Raw genomic sequence first — 19,836 nt, 5'->3', positions numbered from 1 at the left:
CTATTTCCGAATGGCATGCACATGCTGCTGTTCCCGATATTCCTCTGGCGTAAGCCCTGTGTTCTTTTTGAAAATCTTACTGAAATACGTGTAGTTGTGATACCCGACTTTATCGGCAATCTCATATATTCTCAGCTCTTTGCTGAGGAGAAAAGCCTTCGCATGATCAATCCGAACCCGGGTCAGATAAGAGATGAAATTTTCCTTCTTCTCCTGCTTGAACAAACGGCTTAAATAGGACGGATTCACGTTAATCTGGCTAGCTACACTTTGCAATGAAAGATCCTCTGCATAATAACTGTTGATGATGTCTATTGCGAGGTCCGTGTATTTGAGCTCGTGTGTGACCTGGGAGCTAGCGTTAAATGTCTCCGTGATATAAGTCAGCACATTCTCATGGATATCCTGCCAATGTTCCCCGTTCAGGACAATCTCATAGGGGGATTTCTCCGTCATGGAAAGCTTGCTTCGTGATGTGCTGTTCAGCAAATGGGCGTTCATTGTTTCGAGCAACGTAAGGTATTGCTTGCGGATACTGTTCTCGCCTGCCCTTACGGTCTTCAGGTCAATGTAGATTTCTTCAAGAAATTGCCGGGCTTTCTCCTTATTTTTGCTCATACAAATTTTCATGAATTGTTGCTCCTGCTGAGGACTCAGCAGATGTTCAACGTCTTCCCTACTGGGGGTTTCACGTATATCCTCAACATACAGGATCTGGCTTTCACCCGTAAAAAAACGTTCCTTAAGCGCAAATTCTGCCTCCTGACAAGCCTTCCGCAGCGACACAAAGCCGAAACTAATCGAACTTACTCCCGCTGTAAGTGACAGGTTCATAAAATCCTTAAGGGAAGTGAGTACTTTACGAATCAGCTTGTTCAGGTCAGCATGTGCTTCCGTGTCAGATCGGACATTAACCACTACCCAGTATTCAGACGAGCTTTCCACAAAAATCTCCTTTGCCCACCGGGATGGAATAACCTCTTCCATAATGTTGAGTATCGAGAAACGGAGCAGCTTTTCCCCTTTTTCAATGTATTTGCGTTTGACCTTCTCATAATGATTAACGATGAATTTGATGACCACTAACTGGTCTGATTGGATACGAAAATGGAGTTCTTTGGCTTTGGTAATCAATTCTTTCTCATGGGTGAATCCGCTTACAATATCTTGGAAAAAGCTATCCTTCAAATAACGAATACTCTTGGAATAATCGGAGGATACGTAGGGTAAGGCATTTAATTGATGCTGTTCACTTTGCAACTTCTCCCGTATATTCGTCAAAAGCTCGATGAGCGATTGCTCATTAATTTCGCTTTTAATCAAGTAATCGGTGGCACCGAACTTTAAAGCATTTTTCACGTAATCTAATTCATCAAAATTGCTCAGAATGACGTATTTACAGTTTTTTAACGATGGGGATAACTGTTTGATTAACGCTAATCCGTCCATTACGGGCATTCGGATGTCTGTAATGATCAAGTCAGGTACCTTTTCAAGCGCAAGCTCCAGTGCTTCTTTTCCATTACTAGCCTCACCTGCTATACAAAAACCGTATTCTTCCCAGTTCAGCATGGAACGAATGCCCACGCGCATCAGCAATTCGTCTTCCACAATCATCAGTTTATACATGGAAGTCCTCCAAAGTTGGTTATTTATACACGAGCCATCACCCAAAAGATTCAGGGACAGGTACATTCTATCTTGTACTTTATTCGGACTGTATGTATGAAATCCCCTTAAAAGGTTAGAAAAATGATTAGAAAACGATCAAAAAATACACAACAGATTAGAAAACAGATAAAAGACCGCCAATTGGCGGTCTGCGTGGTTCGCATTATTGCTCTCTAGGAATGTCGAGAAAACATGAATACATGCTGAGGCAGGTGTTTTCATTTCTACAACCATTAGGTCATAGCCGGGCTACTGCCCTTTAATCGTTCGATATTAATATGGATATAGCACTTTTGGATTCCATGTATACAACAAGGCTTTCTTGATCTTGCATTTCAATCTTAACCTGTTTGCCTTCTTGCTCATCGTTAAACAGTACCAATGCTGTGCTTCCGTCAATATTGCGAAAAGCTACCGTGTATATGGAATCGTCGCTGGATACCGATTGGATTTGAACTGCTTTAGGGCGAATCAAAGCACTGAAATGAGCCAGCGCGTAATAATCCAGCGTGTAGACAAGTTCTCCCGTCTGCTGATTAATCTGCACAATTCCACGGCACGTGCTCTGCCCAAAACCCGGCACCGTAGGGCCATTATGTTCATCCAGTGCCATATTCCATAGTACGAGTGACTTGCTATAGTTTCGCAAAATCTGAATGCCCGTTCGAATCACATTGGAGAACGCTTGTTCAAAGGGGGGAATCCATTCCCCTCCAGAACCTTCGGTGAAATGCACTTCTTTTCCCGCAAAAGCTTCGTACACTTTGGATTGGGCAGAAGCATCTCCCCCATACCAATGCCATGCCACTCCATCCACAGCTTCTCCTGCATGTTCCAGAACGGTCAGCGGATAATCCGGACGATCCCAGTTGTGATCATAACACAGGATTTTGGTGTCAAGGTTGTTGCGTACAAAAGCTGGCTTGAGATGATTGAAAATGAACTCTGTTTGCGCCTCAGCGGGCATCAGCATGCCCGGATAATGTCCAGGCTCATACAAAGCCTCATTCTGCGGGGTGATTGCATAGATTGGCAGACCATGAGCTGCATAGGACTGAATATATTTTACAAAGTACTCCGCATATGCCGAATACCACTCAGGCTTGAGCTGGCCTGTAATCATGGAGCCGCTTGTTTTCATCCAGCCGGGTGCGCTCCACGGCGAAGCGAACAGTTTCAGCTCGGGATTCAGTGCAAGCGCCTGCCGGGTTAACGGAATAATGTCCGCTTCATCATGTGCAATGCTAAATCCGGCTAATTCCGGGTCTGTCTGATGGTCAGGCAGATCGTTATAACTGTATACCGTGCGGGCATAATCCGAAGCGCCCATCGGATTGCGGATCACCGACAATCCGATCCCTTCTGTCGGATGGAACAGCCGTGTCATCACTTCAACCCGCTGTTCAACCGTTATCTTTTGATTCATCAAATATGCCGCAGCATCTGTAAATGACGCTCCGAACCCGTCCATCTCCTGGTACGTTTGACGATCATCCAGTTGAACGGTTACGGCCATCGAATCAGCTTCCATGGACTTGATCGGATTGTATTCCTCGGGAGGAACAAGACGAAACAGGTCATTTTCCCCCGTAGTTTTGAACATTTTAAATGTTGTCATCGCAAAGCCTCCTCATTATTGCATGCCTAATTTCTCTTTATTCTGCTTCATCTTCTCGCTACGGATCTTCACAATGTCAGGCCAGCGATTTTCCTCCAAGAACGATTGATATGCCGCGAGGGCATTGTCAAACGAGGCATCATCCTTTGAACGCAACATGCTTACCAGTGTTGAGTTCCATTTGGTGTTAATGGCGGACAATGCGCGAGCTTCCGGTGTTCCCAGGTTTGGATTGATATTTTCCAGAATAAAATGAGGGGTCAACTTGCCTTTACCCCATGCTTGCATTTGTTTAATCGCCTCCGGGAAGGCATCGGCACTCAGCGCCTTATGACGGTCATGACCGAAAAACATAAATTCACCCAGGCGATATTCCTTCTTGAATTGGTCCGCATTATGCAATTGCATGTCCTTCACGGCCGGAAGTAGTTCCACCGTACCGTCAGCTTTTTTCTTAAACGTCTCTCCTTCAACGCCATAGTTCATCAGTATCTGGCCTTCTTCACTCAGCAAATACGTGAAAATTTGCATCGCTTTAGCCGGGTCTTTGGCATCCTTGGAGATGAAATTAATCATCCAGCCTGTAATACCGGACTGATTCAGTGTTGGTACATTGCCCTTGGTACTTTGCGGCCCATCAATGGCGATGTACTCTTTGCCTTCGTTGTCACTCATGTAGATCTGAAGGTTTCCGCCCTGTTGAGGTGTACCGTCGAGCAGCATCGCCGCATATTTGCCGGATTTCACCTTTTCTTCAAAGGCTGTACCGTCATCCGCAAAACTGTCATCACTAATATTGCCGTCTCTGTATACAGCGTTTAAGGTTTTCAGCCAAGTCAGATAATCTTCGTCCAGATTGCGGTCATAGAACTCTCCGTTTGCCGTCTCCAGGGGTACGCCGATAAAATCCTGTAACGCATCGCCAAGCGAACCGGTGCCTCCACCGATGGCGTTAAAGCCAAACGGAATGAGCGACGGGAACTTTTCCTTGATCTGTTTCATCACACTCTGGAATTGCTCCGGTGTTCCCATGACTGGACTGCCTAACGCTTCATATACATCCTTGCGGATGATAAAGGCGGTCTTGGCTGGAATGTTACCGCTATCATAATCTGCTTGTGTGTTGGAATAGTTCGGATAACCGTAGGTCTTGCCATCCTCTTGCTGGAACCACTTCATCGTGTCCGCAGCCGCGACCTTGTTGAAATACGGATCATATTTCTCGGCCAAATCATTCAGAGGAATGGCCCAGGTTGATGCTTTGCTCACGACTTGCGAATTGGAATCAAACACCGTCAGCAGGTCAGGCATATCTCCACCGGCAAAAAAGGTATTTAATTTGGTATCATCGCCTGTAATGAATTTGATGTTAATGTTCAAGTCTTCCTTGATCTTTTTGGTGACGATATCTTTGCCAAAATCAGTATTCCACCAGTCGGCATTGACGTACCAGGTCAGATCGGTCACTTCTTCCTTCTTATCGAGCTGCCATGCTGGTTTCTCCGGATCAACCGTATAACGATTCTCGATGGATACCCAGTTCGCTTCACTTGATCCATCGGAACCACCGCTGCATCCCGTAATCATTAACACAGCTGTCAGTAATGCTGCACATCCTTTAACCCCTCTTTTGCCCAGTACCCGGTGAATATTAAACATGTGTTTTCCCCCTCGTAGTCGAATATAAATCGTTGATGTGAATCTATCGTTTTATTCCTTCACAGCTCCAAGCATCATGCCTGAAATGAAATATCGCTGTAACAAAGGATAGATCAGCACAATTGGCAATGTGGTAATGACAATGGTGGCAAGCTGCACGCCTTTGGTTGTTGTTTCGATCACGACAGACCCGCCCACGTTCTGCATGGACTGTGTCTGGGATTGCACAATAATTTCATATAACATCATCTGTAATGGGTAGAGTGACTGGTCCGTAATATACAGTTTGGTCGTCATAAAGTCATTCCACTGGCCTACCCCGTTAAACAAAGCGATAGTCGCCATTGCTGGCATGGATAGCGGGATAAAGATTTTGAGAAAGATATGCCAGTCTCCGGCCCCATCCATCTTCGCCGATTCTTCGAGTGAATCCGGTACATTACGGAAGAAATTCATCAGGATGACGACATCGAAGAAACTGAACAAAGCCGGAATAATATACACCCAGAAGCTGTTCAGGAGCCCCAGTGCCTTGATGAGCAAAAAGGTTGGAATCATGCCGCCGGAGAAAAACATTGTAATTACACCCATGGCTACATACAATTTGCGTCCTCTCAGGTATTTCTTGCTCAGTCCGTATCCGACCATAGCGCAAAAGAATACGTGTGTTACGACACCGATCATGGTTTTGGACACAGAGATGAAGAACGCCTGCCAGATGTTTGAATCATTAAACACCGCTCGGTAATTTTCTAGCGAGAACTCGGGTGACCAGAAGATGAATCCGCCTTCTGCCAGTGCTTTGCCTGAACTAAAGGACGAGATGATAACATTCCAGAGCGGAATAATAATGACGATGGTACAGATTATTAAAAAAATGATATTGAGCGTATCAAAAATCCGGCTGTCCAGATCTTCTTTGGCCGCTTTTCCGTTCATGAGGGAACCTCCTTCTACAGCACAGACTGGTTGTCGTTTAGCTTGCTAGTTATTTTGTTTGCCGTGACGAGCAGAATTACAGAAATGATGGAAACACCCAAACCTACGGCGGTAGCATACGAGAAATCGCCTTGCGACATCCCCATACGATAGACATAGGAATTAATGACTTCGGCCTTCTCGCGGTTCTGTGAGTTCATAAGCACCAGCGTTTGGTCCAGATTCGAACCCAGCAATCCGCTGACCGTCAGAATCAGATTCAGGCTGATAATGGATTTCATGTTAGGCAAGGTGATATTCCAGATCTGACGCATCCGGCTGGCTCCGTCGATTTTGGCGGCCTCATAGTACGTAGGATCGATCTTGGACATGATGGCGAGATACAAAATGGTGCCCCAGCCAGCCTCCTTCCAGATATCCGATAACGTGGCGATCCACCAGTACTTGCCCGCGTCCAGCAATATGTTTTGCGGCTGTGATATGATGCCAAGACCGAGCAGTAGTTCATTGAACAAGCCGGTTGTGGAGAACCAGGTGATAAGCATACCGCCCAGCACGATCCATGAGAGAAAGTGAGGTAGATATGAAACCGTTTGCACGAATTTCTTGAATCGTCCGCTGTTCAGCTCGTAAATCATAATGGCCAGAATAATCGGAATGACAAACCCGATACCTAGCTTCAAAAAACTGATGCCCAGCGTATTCACAACGGCATCCCAGAAGTATTTGTCTGACATGATGATTCTGAAGTTATCCAGCCCCACCCATGGGGCACTGGACAGTGTATCAATGACGGTGTAATTTTTGAACGCAATCGTTAATCCGTAGATCGGTATGTAACAGAAGACAATCATGAACAGAATGCCGGGTAGAACCATGGACTGGATCTCCCATTGTCTGGCGAAATCGACCCAGAATGTATTGAAGCGTTGCTTGAAATGTTTCTTGCCACCGGGTTTAAGAGGTTGCTGCTGTCTGTCTGCTGTAGTCGTCAAGTGACTCATCCTTCGTTGCTCCCCTCTGTATGTGTCGATAGATGCATGTATTCCGTCTTATAAAAACGTTTTTATTTTCTCAAAAAAACTCCCTTCCCTGTAATATGAATGAAAATGGACCCGAAGAGTCTCTCTCCCTTTATTAGCGGCCATCTCTTCGGTTGATTCTCACATGGCTTGAGCCTCGTACGATAAGCTCTCCGGACAGCTTTTGCGCCACGCCTTGTTCCTGTCCCTTGATCATATTGACCAATTGCGTGATAGCTAGAATGCCTTGTCTTGCAATTTGATTGCGAACGGTCGTTAAGGGTGGGGAATAATACGGAGCGATATCAATATCATCGAATCCGACTACACTGATGTCACTCGGAACCTCATAACCGTGAGATTTCAATGCCTGTATGCATCCGATCGCACTCAGGTCGTTGCCGGCCAGAAAGGCATCAGGCAACTTGCCTGGATGCTTATGAATGAAGGATTTGATGGCACTGTAAGTGGCCTCTTCTTCAAAGTACCCTTGAATAATGTAGTCCTCATCGACTGGAAGTTCGTATTCTCTAAGGGCCGCCAGATATCCCTCCCGGCGCTGTACACTGTCAAACATCTCATCTACGCCGGAGATATAGGCAATTTTCTGATGACCCAGCCCGATCAAATATTTGGTCACTTCATAGCTGGCTACGTAAGAGTCAAAAATGACACTTCCCATTCGTTCGCTCTCGTACACACGATCCAGAAAAACCGCTTTAATCTTGTCTTTTTCCATCGATAGAATATCCTGCTCATCAATTCGCAGCTCTTCGTAGATGATTACCCCATCTACCCGCCTGCCGAGAATATTGCTCATAATTACATGTTTATCTTTGGTTACAAACACATTGAGTCCGTAACCGAGACGGTCGCATTCACGCGACATGGCCTCGACTAACTTGTAAAAGTACGGTCCCGACACACTAGTTGTGAAGAAACCAAGCATTTTTGTCTGACCTGATTTCAACAGTTTCCCATTCAGATTGGGAATGTAGTTTAAACGTTCCGCCACTTTGAGCACATGGGACTTCGTTTCCGGATTCAGTACATCCACACCATTTAAGGCATTCGAAACCGTAGAGATCGAGACACCGGCTTCCCTTGCAACATCTTTGATTGTGATTTTTCCCATACATTCAGGTTCCTTTACTATTAAAACGTTTTTATACATTCAAAATAGCATAAAACCGTTTTCAATACAACACTTAACTTTTCAAGTTTGTATAAAAGAAAACCGCTGATCTTCATTGATCAGCGGCTTCATCTCTTGATCTTATACTGCTCCGAGGGTGAATTGATTTATTGAATATAAGTTATTCACTCGAACGACATTAGGATTCAAGTTCATTTTATTTAAATGAAACGGTATATATTTGTCCTTTTTGCGTTGGCAGACTAACTTGATCGTCTTTCTCCTGAACGGTTTGTACAACCGTATCCCCTTGATATACTTTCAAGCCAGGCTCAACCTGCAAATAACATGTATTGCCCGTATGTGAGAGGACTTCTGCTTCAACTAGCTTACCGTTCTCCCAACTTAGGCTAACCTCAAACCCACCTCTTGCTCTCAACCCTTTGACCGAACCTGTAGACCAGCGTTCAGGCAAAGCTGGCAGGAAATCGAGATAACCCTGATGAGATTGCAGCAGCATCTCGGCAATACCTGCGGTTGCCGCAAAGTTTCCATCGATCTGGAATGGTGGATGAGCATCAAACAAGTTTGCGTACACGCCGCCCTGCTCATGTTTGCTTGGTTCATAGGCTTTAACGAGTGTTAACAAATTGGAGATAAGCTGTTCAGCACGGTTCCCCTCTCCAAAGCGAGCCCATAAACCGATTTTCCAGCCTAGACTCCAGCCTGTACCACCGTCACCCCGAATTTCCAGGGAAGTACGGGCAGCTTTCATCAAGTCAGGTGATTTTTTCTGCGTAATCAGTCCTCCCGGGAATACACCAACCAAGTGGGATACGTGTCGGTGCTGCGGATCTTCTTCCGTGAAATCCTCGCTCCATTCCTGAAGGCGACCTTTTGCGTCGATCTGCAAAGGCAGCAATTGTTCTTTTTTCGCTCGCAGGAGATCCACGAATTCCGCATCCGTTTGCAACACTTTAGCTGCTTGAATACAGTTTTCGAACAGCTCGGCAATGAGTGAAAGGTCCATTGTAGTTGCCTCACTGACAGCTGTATGTTCTCCGTTAATGACAAATTTCATCTCTGGTGACGTTGATGGTGATGTGATCAAATGTCCTTCTTTATTCTCAATGAGCCAGTCCAGGCAGAACAAGGCGGCATCCTTCATCAGTGGATAACCGGTCTCCTGCAAAAACTCTTTATCCTCTGAGAACGCATAATGCTCCCACAGATGCTGCGTCAGCCATACGCCGCCCATCATCCACAAAGCCCATGACGGGTCACCGGCACCATAATCCCCTACAGGGGCTGTTTGTCCCCAGATATCCGCATTGTGATGGGCTACCCAACCTCGAGCGCCATAGTTTACTTCAGCTGTTTTTCGTCCGTTTTCCGCAAGTTTTCCAATAAAATCAAGTAACGGTTCATGCAATTCAGCCATGTTACACGTCTCTGCCGGCCAATAGTTCATCTCTGCATTAATATTCAATGTGTAGTTGCTACTCCAGGGCGCACGTGTTTCCTGATTCCAGATTCCCTGAAGATTGGCTGGTAACGTTCCCGGTCTGGAGCTGGCAATCATCAAATAACGGCCATAGTTGAACAACAACTCGACCAGACCCGGGTCACTACTTCCGTATTTCTCGATGCGCTCATCTGTAGGCATGTCCTGCGGAGCAACACTTTCACCTAAGTGTAATTGCACACGATTAAACAGCGCTTGATGATCCTGTACATGACGTTGACGCAATTCTGTATAATCACGAGTCATAATCTGCTTAATAACGTCCGCAGTCTTCTCTTGCGGGGAGGTTACGCTGTCCCCTTTTTGACCTGTAGGAGCATAACTTGTAGCCCCTGCAAAGTAAATGACCGCTTCCGTTGCACCCACGATTTGCAGTCCGCCACCGCTTGAATGCAGTGTACCTCCAGTTTGAGATACCGCAAGTCGGCCATGGAAAGTCATCGCACGACTAGTTGCTACATCTCCGTAACGGACAGGAATTTCAACATCGTGATAGTTCGGTGACACATACTCAGGAGCCGTTCCAGATAGTTCATATTGAGCGTTCGCAGCAGAAGTTTCATGTCTCAGCGGACTGCTCAGCCTAGTATGAAAGTTAAGTCTTCCTTCTTTGCTTGCGGTTAAACGAATGACAATACCCTGATCGGGATGGGAAGCAAATACCTCCCTGTCATATCGTACTCCACCAATTTCATAGGAAACGCTTACAACACCTGTAGATAAATCCAGCTTGCGCTGATAAGTTTTTCGTTCACATAATTGTCCGTGTTCCATCACAAGTTCCAGATCACCAAATGGCAGGTACGATTGTGTAAAAGGCCCCATCATTTTTTTGCTAAGTTGATCCGCTTCTACGTACTGTTTACGGGCGATCAATTCCCTGATTTGAGGCAATACTTCACGAGCCTCCGGGTTATTCCAATCCTGTGCATAGCCTGACCATAACGTGTCTTCGTTCAATGCAATGCGTTCTTTTTCGATACCGCCAAAGACCATTCCGCCCAACTTGCCGTTACCGATAGGCAGTGCTTCAACCCAATAGGTGGCTGGAGTGCCAAACTGAATATTCATGCTGATCGTTACCTCCGAATGCACTTGATTTTTGGACAAACTCTAATTTTACTTGCTCAGGAATCATTATAACTTTCAATACAAAGGGAAGATATATATTTAATAAAAATGATGTGGAAAAGCTTAAACCAGTGACAAATAAACCTTAAAATTCCATTTGGTAAGAGGAGATTTTCCGTGATCTCAACACGGTATCTATTGTGAAGTACTTGTATATTTGTGATAAGCAAAAAGCGGCACCTGGTCTGGCGCCGCTCTTTAAATAAAGTATGGAAATTGTAAGTACTTCCTTTGTTGTTAGATTTGATTTGATTTATTTTAATTGAACGCTCTTCATATAAGCTTTGAATTCTGCTGCAATCTCTTTGTACTTTGTATGATGCAAATAATGCGAGCCTTCCATGGGGATCATTTTACCCTGATCGGATTGTTTGATCTGCTCCTCATGTAGCGGTATCCAATTGGGATTCGCAGTATTATTGGACTGAACGAAAAGCAACATCGGTAAATCGCGAGGATAGGTCAGTTTCTCTGCATTTTTGAAGTTAGAACCCAGATTTTTCAACTCATTCATTAAGGTTGAATTACTCGATACCTGATTAGAGATCAAGTTCATCTGCTCTATGGTATGCTCATCATAGTCCATAGATTTGTAAGGATCTGCACTCACATTTTTGAGGAATCGCATCAGCCCTGAGGTTTGAAGGAACTGCATCGATTTCAGAGGTAGTTTAACATCCATGCCAGGCTGATTAGGAACACTGCTGTCTATACCGATAAATGCGATCACTTCACCCGGATAATCTTTTACATAAGATGCGCTGTACAGTCCCGCAATAGAGTGCCCCATAAGAATATAACGGCCAAGACCTAGTTGCTCCACAGCTTCATGTATTTCTCTAACGATATTTTCAGAGGTACGTTCTTTGTCTGTACGATCACTTAATCCATAGCCAAATGGTTCAATCGTTACCACTTTATAATCTGACGTTAACTGATCAATTAATAGTTTGAAATCTAGCACAGGAGACGGCGTTCCCTGCCCTGGAAGCAGCACAATCGTCTGTTCTCCGCTACCTTGAATGGAAACATTCATGTTTTTGCCATCCACTTGCACATACTGACCATAGGATTCTATCTTTTTCTTTTCCAATCCATTGCTAATCACATTTATCACAAATACGATGCCCATGAATAATACAAGAGCTGCGATGATTCCCCCGAATATTTTTAGAAATAACTTACGCTTTTTGCCGTGTTTCTTCTCTGTTTGCTTCACTTCTACGATTTCTTCCACTCTCATCTTCTCCTGTCCTTAAGTCTGTGTAGCTGTCTTGGTGACTTATTTACAGTATAATGAGCCAAGATGTTGCCAGCGTGACGCCAATATGAACGGAATATGAACTGGCATATATAAGTTACCAATAAAACGATATAAAATGAATGATTATTTACACATAAACGAAGAGGACAGAAAAAACCTGGAAAAGCGGAGCGCTCGCCTTTATCACCGGATTTTTCCCTTTCGAAAAGGGAATCAAGAAAATCTGGGGATAACAGCGATTGGAAGGTTAGTCTGTCATCGGAGTGCTTGTGTGAAGCAATTCAAGTATATAAAAAAAGAACTGCTTATATAAACGCAGCTCTCTTTGCCATGTTCAAGACCGTTTCTTAGTGGTCGAGGAATACAAGTTGAATGAAGAATAGAATCGCAAAAATATAAAAAATCGGATGAACATCTTTACCTTTGCCACGAAGCAGCTTGAGCACAGGATAGAAAATGAAACCAATCCCTATACCTGTTGCAATACTGTGCGTCAGCGGCATCAGAATAATGATCAGGAACGCCGGGAAGGCCTCTTCCAGATCACTCCAGTTCATTTTGCTAATGACACTGATCATAAAGAAACCTACAATGATGAGCGCCGGGGATGTGATCGCCGGGATGCTCGAAATGACACTTACGATTGGACTAAAGAACAAAGTCGCGGCGAGCAATACACTTACTGTTACCGCAGTCAGTCCCGTTCTCCCTCCTGCGGCTACACCCGTACTGGACTCAATATAAGCCGAGGTTGGGCTTGTTCCAAGCATAGCACCCGTCGTTGTACCAACAGCATCAGCGAGCAATGCACCACGAGAGCGCGGGAATTTGCCATCTTTCAGTAATCCAGCTTGTTCCGCGACACCAAGCATCGTTCCTGTAGTATCGAACAAAGTAATCAACAAAAACGTGAAAATGATCGTGTATATTCCATTCGAGAAAACACCGGCTAAATCCATCTGGAACGCAGTTTCCCCCAGTCCTGAAGGCATCGCTACAATGGATGCAGGCATTTGGAACAGTCCCATGAACCAGGCGATGATCGCTGTAATAACCATACCTATAAATAGATATCCTTTGACATTGTAAGCCATCAACGTAACGGTGATGATTAGACCAATAATCGTCAGGTACGTCATCGGTTGCGCCAGATTTCCGAGTGTAATCAGATTAGATTTAGAATCGGCAATAATACCTGCGTTTTGCAGTCCAACCGTTGTAATGAACAATCCAATTCCTGCCGTTATCGCATGTTTGAGACTTGCCGGAATGGCATCCAGCAACATGTAGCGAAACGAAGTCAGCGATAAAATAATAAACAAAATACCCGCAATGAATACAGCACCAAGTGCTGTCTGCCAAGTTACGCCATACCCCTTAACTACACTAAACGCGAAAAACGCATTCAGTCCCATACCCGGTGCGATAATAATCGGATAATTGGACCACAGTCCCATAATCAGCGTTGCTACAATACTCGCCAAAATCGTAGCAATGAATACCCCGTTAAAGCTCATTCCTGTGTCGCTCAGAATTCCGGGATTCACAATCACTATGTATACCATCGTGAAAAATGTAGTAATACCAGCAATAATTTCGGTTGAAACGGTGGTGCCTCTTTCTTTCAGTTTGAACCAGTTGTCCATCGTCAAGCCAGCCTCCAACTTTCATTTTGTTTTCTTAGATTCTACAGCACAGTTAAAAACAAAAAATCCTAATTGCCTATAGGATTGGAATTCTTACGCTCCTATATTCGTCATTAGGATCTGAACATCTCCGAATGTGAAGATCAAAAAAAGAATTTTGTTTTTAATCTGAGGTGCATTTCGAATTTTATTAAAAATAACACAGGATGTCAATGGAATTCGAGCTTTGTTCACATTATTTACGAACTATTCAAGTTGATAAATGAGATTTCATTCGCTTTTAGTGTTTAGACTGATCTAAGCTTGTATGTTAGTTAATTTTGTATATTTTACAATCAGCGTACAATTGTGATGGTTTTTATTTACAAATGAATGATAATCTTCTTAAGGATGAACAAATGAACAAAGTTTCATGCATTCATGTTAAAGAGATATCGAGGAGGAATCGTTGTGAAATTGTCTAAAAAAGCATTGCCTGCATTAGCTCTGACGTTGGCTGTATCAGCTTCTACTCTTCTTTCCCCTGGACAAGCAACTATCGCTAAAGCTGCCGGTGCAAGTACTGAGAAAAAACCAATCAAAAATATCATTTTCCTTATTGGAGATGGTATGGGAACGTCGTATACATCAGCGTATCGTTACATGAAAGATAATCCTAAAACGAATGTGATGGAAAAAACGGTGTTTGATTCGTATCTGGTAGGCGCTCAGATGACCTATCCCGACGATGACAAACAAAATGTTACGGATTCCGCTTCTGCCGCAACTGCAATGTCTTCAGGTGTGAAAACGTATAACGCAGCCATTGCAGTGGACACAAATCAAAAGAATGTCAAAACCGTGTTGGAGCAAGCCAAACAGATCGGTAAATCCACAGGTTTGGTCGCGACTTCTGAGATTACTCATGCTACTCCAGCGGCATTTGGAGCTCATGATATCAGCCGCAAAAACATGGATGCTATTGCAAATGACTACTACGACGAGTTGATTAACGGCAAACACAAAGTGGATGTACTGCTTGGCGGAGGAAAAACCAATTTTGTACGTAAAGACCGTGATCTTACGAAAGAGTTTCAAAAAGCAGGTTATAGTTATGTGACGGATCGTACATCCCTGCTCGCGAATAAAAACAAACAAGTACTTGGGTTGTTTGCAGACGGTGGTCTGGACAAGTTCATTGATCGCACAAGCGCGACACCTTCACTCGCTGAGATGACGAATTCGGCTATTGATCGTCTTAAAACAAACAAAAAAGGATTTTTCTTGATGGTTGAAGGCAGTCAGATTGACTGGGCAGGACACGATAATGATATTGTTGGCGCAATGAGTGAGATGGAAGATTTCGCTAAAGCCTTTAAGGCAGCGATTGATTTTGCGAAAAAAGACGGACAAACACTGGTTGTAGCTACAGCGGACCACTCCACAGGAGGACTTACCCTGGGTAAAGATGGAGAATACAACTTCTTTGTAGACCCAATCAAAGCTGCACTGCGTACTCCTGACTTCATGGCTGCTCAAATTGCCAAAGGGGCTTCTGTTGATGAAACTTTGAAAAAATATCTCAAACTTGAGCTGACAGCAGAGGAAATTCAATCCGTTAAAGATGCTGCTCAAAGTGCGGATGTGACCAAAATTGATAATGCGATCGAAGCTATTATTGATAACCGCTCTTTCACAGGTTGGACAACAGGTGGGCACACAGGTGAAGATGTTCCGGTGTATGCCTATGGCCCAGGAAGTCAGCGCTTCTCTGGCTTAATTGATAACACTGATAATGCCAAAATCATTTTTGATATTTTGAAAAAGGGCAAGTAAACGATTTTGCACTCTGTCTTGATATCCAATGGTTAGCTGTATAAGTACTTTTCTAAATTGCCCCCTCTCTTCTTTCGAAAGAAATGAAGTGAGGGGGTTGTTGTATTAGCATTAATTTTATTCCCTGTTATATGAGAATAAGAGGTGAATTGCAGTTATACTCTGGCAAATTGTTGCATTATCGCCGTCGCCGCAAAGGTGCAGCCCCCAGCTTCTTTCAAAGATTTGCCGATGAGATGTGCCTGCTCTTTATAGATGGGATTGTGAAGTGCTTCCATAATCGCCTCCTGTAATTGGATTGCGTTCAGGTGATGCTGATCTAATACAATCCCGGCTCCAAGCTCTTTTACGCGACCGGCTACAAATGGTTGATCTGAGGTCATGGGAATCATAACAAGTGGAACATCGAAATATAATGCCTCGCTTACACTATTCATGCCTGCGTGAGTAACAAAAACGTCTGCATGCTGCAATATTTCAATCTGAGCAACATAAGGCTTCACGATAAAGTTTTCGGGAATCATTTCTTCGATGGATGTAATATCGGTGTATTTCCCCGAAGATAAAACAACATTTACTGCTTGATCTTTTAATGCATCAAAGCACAGTTTGTAAAACTCCAGGTTTTTATTCAGTATGGTTCCCATGGAAATGTATACTGTCTTCGTATGCCGTTCACGAAGAAGATGAAATGGGAATTCGGGAGCATCTTCCCGCGGAATAATCGATGAACCCGTGAATAGAAAACGATCTTGCAATTCTTCTGCCCGTGGCTGAAAATAACGGCTGGTGTAAACAATATTTAATTGAGCGTTATGTGCCATCATCTCCTCCACAGCAGGCAGGCTGACCTTATACGTTGTTGCTATTTCTTTTGCCTTGTTCATAATCGCTTCATATAATTCTCGTGTATTGATATCCTCTCCGTCATCTAAGCTTGCTGGCTCAACGGAAGCAAAAGAAGCTATCGTACATACGTATGGAATCCCTAATTTCTCAGCGAGAATTTGGCCTCCCCACCCCATCAGTGAATCATAGATGAGATAGTCAAACGTTTCATGCTCAATTAAACGAAGCACCTCAGGAATCATTCTGGGAATGATTCCGCAAGTAACCATGTGTAGGAATTGGTAGGGATGCCGATACGCCAAAGGCTTAAGTGTAGGTTCATGTGAGAACGCATCCTCCGCAAAAGGATAGGTCATGACCTTAGCTCCCGTTTGCTCAATCCGAGAACGATATTCCTCTACACAAACATAAACAACATCTTCTCCAAGTTTGACTAGCTCCGTAATTAACCCAAGGGATGGGTTCACATGGCCTTCAGCCGGAGTAATAACAACCAATACACGCGCCATCGTGCGCACCTCCTGAATGTAATATGTGCCTCCGATCCGTATCTGGTCTGACCGGTTGTTTGTTTACATCGGAAGTGTATCTATTTTTTGTCCAGCGGGATGATCTGTTTGGGATGTATGGGCTGTAATTCGCAACGATGAGAAAAAGCTCAGTATAACCAATAGAAGTTGAAGCGTCAGAACCATCAGAATGCCTGTGGATATGCCCCATCCCGTCGTTTTGGCTAAAGCAACCAATGAACCGCTTACACCAATGCTTACAGCCACATAAAAAGAATCGACAAACTGAAGGTTGGCAGACATTTTTCCTTCCTGTCCAAGCTCAGCATACTGTAAAGAAAGGACTGCGGTAGTCGGGTTAGCCAGACCCACACCAAAACCAATAATAATCTGTGAGAGGAGAATGAGCGCAATCCCGGTATCCGTCAAAAATAAAGCCAGCATGACGATCATAACTCCGACGATCATAATGCCAATTCCATACATCACTCTCCGCTTCCGCCCATCACCTCGGTCTTTTACATCCAATCTGGCTTGCAACCAAGCCGCTCCAGACCAGCTTAATGAGCCTGCTGCGACAAGTAATCCGGCAGTTTCTGCCGATAACCCCTTCATCTCAGTCAAACCCAGAATAACAAAACTCTCGGTTGCAAAGTAACAAGACACATACAATCCTCTTGTTACCAAGGTTGCCGGTAAACCGGATTGGATTAGAAATGTTCCTTGAGGCAATAATTTGTGCATGAACGGTATCATGATTATGAATCCACTAATCGAAAGAGCTATACCCTGCCAGCTCGTAATCATGCCAAGACCTGTCAGTAACAATCCCGTTCCAATAGCTAATAAAATGGCCTGACCTGTTCTTGAGTCAACCGCTCGTGCTTCTTCTATAATGTGCTGAGTGCGCTGCAGATCACGAAACGAGCGATATGTAAGCAGAAGAGCAAGTACAATCAAAGGGATAACGATCCAGAAAACAAACCGCCAAGACAGATAAGAAGCAAGAAGTCCAGCAAAATAAGGGCCTATTAATGAAGGAAGAACAAAGGCCATCGAAAAAGCTGCCAAAATCTGAGTTCGGAGATTTTCCGGGTAGTATAATGTTACACACACATAGACACATGTAATTAAAGCGCCAGCTCCAAATCCTTGAAAGACTCTTCCTCCAATGAGCATGTACATGTTCATGGATGTCGCAGCAATCATTGTCCCCATTACAAAAATAACAAAAGATATAAGAATGGAAGTGAATACACCTCGCCTGTCCACTTGCTGGCCCATCACCAGTGTTCCTACAAGCTGAGATAACAAAAACGCGCTAAAAATCCACCCATATAGATGAATTCCCTGCATGTCTTGAGCTATTTTGGCAGCAATAGTTGTGATCGCTAGCCCTTCGAATGCCGAAGTAGTTAATACCAACATAATACCAATGGTCATTGCGCTGTAACGTCGATGAAAGATGCCGATTGGTTTCTCGTGTGTCACGGACACCTCCATAAATATTGAAATATTAGTAAAATACACCTGCAGATGTATCTTTAATATAGGATAAGCAAACCACTTTGTAAACAAAAATGTTTATTAAGTGGTCTTCTTCGTTGATCATGCTAATCCGAAGGCCAGTCCACAGGCGCCCTCTCTGTTCAGCGCTCTCGCCATTTGCTCCTTCATAAGAAACGTATGCTCTGCATTGACTTCCAACAAAGTGCTCATACTACGTATCGAATATATTTAAGGAGAGATTCGAGATGGATCTGCAGAGCGGCAAATTGTATTGGCCAACCACGGTAACAAATCCTCCTTCTTACCCGAAGCTTGAGGAAAATATTACTTGTGATGTTCTCATCATCGGTGCGGGCAGTTCGGGTGCACAGTGTGCTCATTTTCTTTGTAATCAAGGATTATCAGTCGTTGTCGTGGACAAGCGAAAGGTTGGAGAAGGCAGCACAAGCACCAACACTGCGTTGATTCAATATGCGGGGGAAAAGAGTTTTGTATCTTTGAAGAATACATTCGGTGAAGAAGCAGCCGCCCGTCATCTGAAATTGTGTGAACAATCGATCAATCATATTGAGCATATCAGTAGCGAGCTCCCGATTAAGCCTGATTTTATAAGACGTGATAGCTTGTATTACGCGAGTTACCTGGAAGATATCCCGGCATTGCAAGAAGAATATGAACTTCTCAAAAAGCACGATTTCAACGTGGATTTTTGGGATGAGCAGCGTATATCAAGCGTATATCCTTTCTCTAAATCAGCTGCGATTTATTATCATGATGATGCCGAGATGAACCCGTTAAAATTCGTTTATGGACTGCTTGAGAAAGCAAAATCAGAAGGTGTACGGATCTACGAGGAAACCGAGATTTCAGGTAAACGTTTTGAGAACGATTCGGCTGTTTTCTATACCAAAGAACGCCACGAGATTCGTGCGAAACATGTGATTATTGCGGCTGGATATGAAGATAAAGACTTTAAAGCAGAAAAAAATGCCACGCTCTCCAGCTCTTACGCTGTTATTACCAAGCCGGTTTCTGATTTAGAAAACTGGTACAAACGCACGTTAATTTGGGAAACGGCACGTCCGTATGTTTATATGCGCACAACGACGGATAACCGTATTATTATCGGCGGCATGGATAAGGATACGGCCTACGTGGAAACCAGGGATTCTAAAATTTTGGCAAGTAAGGATAAACTGATCCAAGAATTTAATAAGCTTTTTCCAAATATTCAGGTTGAATCAGATTATTATTTAGGTGCTTTTTACGGGGGAACACATGACGGCTTGCCGGTAATCGGACAATATGACTCATATCCGCATTGTTACGTCATTATGGCTTATGGCGACAATGGAACCGTGTATAACGGTGTGTTGGCGAAAATTGTAACGGACAATATCGTGCATGGCTCTAGCCCGGATATGGATCTTTATTTGCAGAACAGACCCCTTGTTGAAAAAATGACTCTCTAACGCTAAAAGCCGATTCCACATCTACATCTGGAATCGGCTTTTAAGTATACCTTACAAAACCTTAATCGACCT

At 44.0% G+C, this 19,836-nt stretch carries 13 protein-coding genes; 2 read left to right on the top strand and 11 right to left on the bottom strand.

The genetic code is table 11. The features are described from left to right. The 9 genes from MHI38_RS02320 to MHI38_RS02280 all read right to left on the bottom strand — a co-directional run bounded on the left by MHI38_RS02320 (position 1) and on the right by MHI38_RS02280 (position 13,610). Entirely contained in the window at positions 1-1,629 is a 1,629-nt protein-coding gene (locus MHI38_RS02320) for a response regulator (RefSeq protein ID WP_186809657.1), read from the bottom strand. A 301-nt stretch (positions 1,630-1,930) separates the two neighbouring features. Continuing rightward, positions 1,931-3,289 carry a glycoside hydrolase family 30 protein gene (locus tag MHI38_RS02315; RefSeq protein ID WP_341180895.1) on the bottom strand — a complete coding sequence of 453 codons (1,359 nt, stop codon included), beginning with the start codon at positions 3,287-3,289 and terminating at the stop codon, positions 1,931-1,933. Between the two features lie 15 nt (positions 3,290-3,304). Continuing rightward, the gene (locus MHI38_RS02310) at positions 3,305-4,948 is read right to left on the bottom strand and encodes an extracellular solute-binding protein (RefSeq protein WP_221788053.1); all 1,644 of its coding nucleotides are present in this window, start codon (positions 4,946-4,948) and stop codon (positions 3,305-3,307) included. 51 nt (positions 4,949-4,999) lie between these two features. Beyond that, positions 5,000-5,887: a carbohydrate ABC transporter permease gene (locus tag MHI38_RS02305; RefSeq protein ID WP_154888904.1), complete on the bottom strand. Its 888-nt coding sequence runs from the start codon at positions 5,885-5,887 to the stop codon at positions 5,000-5,002. Positions 5,888-5,901: 14 nt separating this feature from the next. Beyond that, positions 5,902-6,891, bottom strand: a complete 990-nt coding sequence (locus MHI38_RS02300) for an ABC transporter permease (RefSeq protein ID WP_423246125.1) — start codon at positions 6,889-6,891, stop codon at positions 5,902-5,904. Positions 6,892-7,024: 133 nt separating this feature from the next. After that, positions 7,025-8,044 (bottom strand): LacI family DNA-binding transcriptional regulator, encoded by a 1,020-nt coding sequence (locus tag MHI38_RS02295; RefSeq protein ID WP_221788052.1) that lies wholly within the window; start codon positions 8,042-8,044, stop codon positions 7,025-7,027. A 217-nt stretch (positions 8,045-8,261) separates the two neighbouring features. Beyond that, complete coding sequence (locus MHI38_RS02290) at positions 8,262-10,640, bottom strand: glycoside hydrolase family 95 protein (RefSeq protein WP_341180894.1); 2,379 nt, start codon at positions 10,638-10,640, stop codon at positions 8,262-8,264. A gap of 313 nt (positions 10,641-10,953) precedes the next feature. Beyond that, positions 10,954-11,943 (bottom strand): alpha/beta hydrolase, encoded by a 990-nt coding sequence (locus tag MHI38_RS02285; protein ID WP_154888910.1) that lies wholly within the window; start codon positions 11,941-11,943, stop codon positions 10,954-10,956. Between the two features lie 368 nt (positions 11,944-12,311). After that, on the bottom strand, positions 12,312-13,610 hold the full coding sequence (locus MHI38_RS02280; RefSeq protein WP_154888912.1) for an NCS2 family permease: 1,299 nt from the start codon (positions 13,608-13,610) through the stop codon (positions 12,312-12,314). A 420-nt stretch (positions 13,611-14,030) separates the two neighbouring features. Between MHI38_RS02280 and MHI38_RS02275 the strand changes: the two genes are divergently transcribed. Then, positions 14,031-15,425, top strand: coding sequence for an alkaline phosphatase (locus tag MHI38_RS02275; protein ID WP_154888915.1), 1,395 nt, complete (start codon positions 14,031-14,033; stop codon positions 15,423-15,425). A 155-nt stretch (positions 15,426-15,580) separates the two neighbouring features. On the opposite strand, the gene MHI38_RS02270 is transcribed toward MHI38_RS02275, so the two are convergent. Both MHI38_RS02270 and MHI38_RS02265 read right to left on the bottom strand, forming a co-directional pair. Next, positions 15,581-16,783, bottom strand: a complete 1,203-nt coding sequence (locus MHI38_RS02270; protein WP_154888917.1) for a macrolide family glycosyltransferase — start codon at positions 16,781-16,783, stop codon at positions 15,581-15,583. Positions 16,784-16,846: 63 nt separating this feature from the next. After that, the gene (locus MHI38_RS02265) at positions 16,847-18,211 is read right to left on the bottom strand and encodes an MFS transporter (RefSeq protein ID WP_154889528.1); all 1,365 of its coding nucleotides are present in this window, start codon (positions 18,209-18,211) and stop codon (positions 16,847-16,849) included. A gap of 326 nt (positions 18,212-18,537) precedes the next feature. Between MHI38_RS02265 and MHI38_RS02260 the strand changes: the two genes are divergently transcribed. Continuing rightward, positions 18,538-19,764 carry an NAD(P)/FAD-dependent oxidoreductase gene (locus MHI38_RS02260; RefSeq protein WP_341180893.1) on the top strand — a complete coding sequence of 409 codons (1,227 nt, stop codon included), beginning with the start codon at positions 18,538-18,540 and terminating at the stop codon, positions 19,762-19,764. The last annotated feature ends 72 nt before the right edge of the window (positions 19,765-19,836 follow it).

It is taken from the genome of Paenibacillus sp. FSL K6-1558 (assembly GCF_038002565.1).
Lineage (GTDB): Bacteria > Bacillota > Bacilli > Paenibacillales > Paenibacillaceae > Paenibacillus > Paenibacillus polysaccharolyticus.
This window is presented reverse-complemented; position numbering and strand designations above follow the sequence as displayed.

Excerpts from the sequence above, each read along its gene's own strand:
- MHI38_RS02320 (WP_186809657.1), bottom strand. The coding sequence starts at position 1,629 with ATGTATAAACTGATGATTGTGGAAGACGAATTGCTGATGCGCGTGGGC.
- MHI38_RS02315 (WP_341180895.1), bottom strand. The coding sequence starts at position 3,289 with ATGACAACATTTAAAATGTTCAAAACTACGGGGGAAAATGACCTGTTT.
- MHI38_RS02310 (WP_221788053.1), bottom strand. The coding sequence starts at position 4,948 with ATGTTTAATATTCACCGGGTACTGGGCAAAAGAGGGGTTAAAGGATGT.
- MHI38_RS02305 (WP_154888904.1), bottom strand. The coding sequence starts at position 5,887 with ATGAACGGAAAAGCGGCCAAAGAAGATCTGGACAGCCGGATTTTTGAT.
- MHI38_RS02300 (WP_423246125.1), bottom strand. The coding sequence starts at position 6,891 with ATGAGTCACTTGACGACTACAGCAGACAGACAGCAGCAACCTCTTAAA.
- MHI38_RS02295 (WP_221788052.1), bottom strand. The coding sequence starts at position 8,044 with ATGGGAAAAATCACAATCAAAGATGTTGCAAGGGAAGCCGGTGTCTCG.
- MHI38_RS02290 (WP_341180894.1), bottom strand. The coding sequence starts at position 10,640 with ATGAATATTCAGTTTGGCACTCCAGCCACCTATTGGGTTGAAGCACTG.
- MHI38_RS02285 (WP_154888910.1), bottom strand. The coding sequence starts at position 11,943 with ATGAGAGTGGAAGAAATCGTAGAAGTGAAGCAAACAGAGAAGAAACAC.
- MHI38_RS02280 (WP_154888912.1), bottom strand. The coding sequence starts at position 13,610 with ATGGACAACTGGTTCAAACTGAAAGAAAGAGGCACCACCGTTTCAACC.
- MHI38_RS02275 (WP_154888915.1), top strand. The coding sequence starts at position 14,031 with ATGTTAAAGAGATATCGAGGAGGAATCGTTGTGAAATTGTCTAAAAAA.
- MHI38_RS02270 (WP_154888917.1), bottom strand. The coding sequence starts at position 16,783 with ATGGCGCGTGTATTGGTTGTTATTACTCCGGCTGAAGGCCATGTGAAC.
- MHI38_RS02265 (WP_154889528.1), bottom strand. The coding sequence starts at position 18,211 with ATGTTGGTATTAACTACTTCGGCATTCGAAGGGCTAGCGATCACAACT.
- MHI38_RS02260 (WP_341180893.1), top strand. The coding sequence starts at position 18,538 with ATGGATCTGCAGAGCGGCAAATTGTATTGGCCAACCACGGTAACAAAT.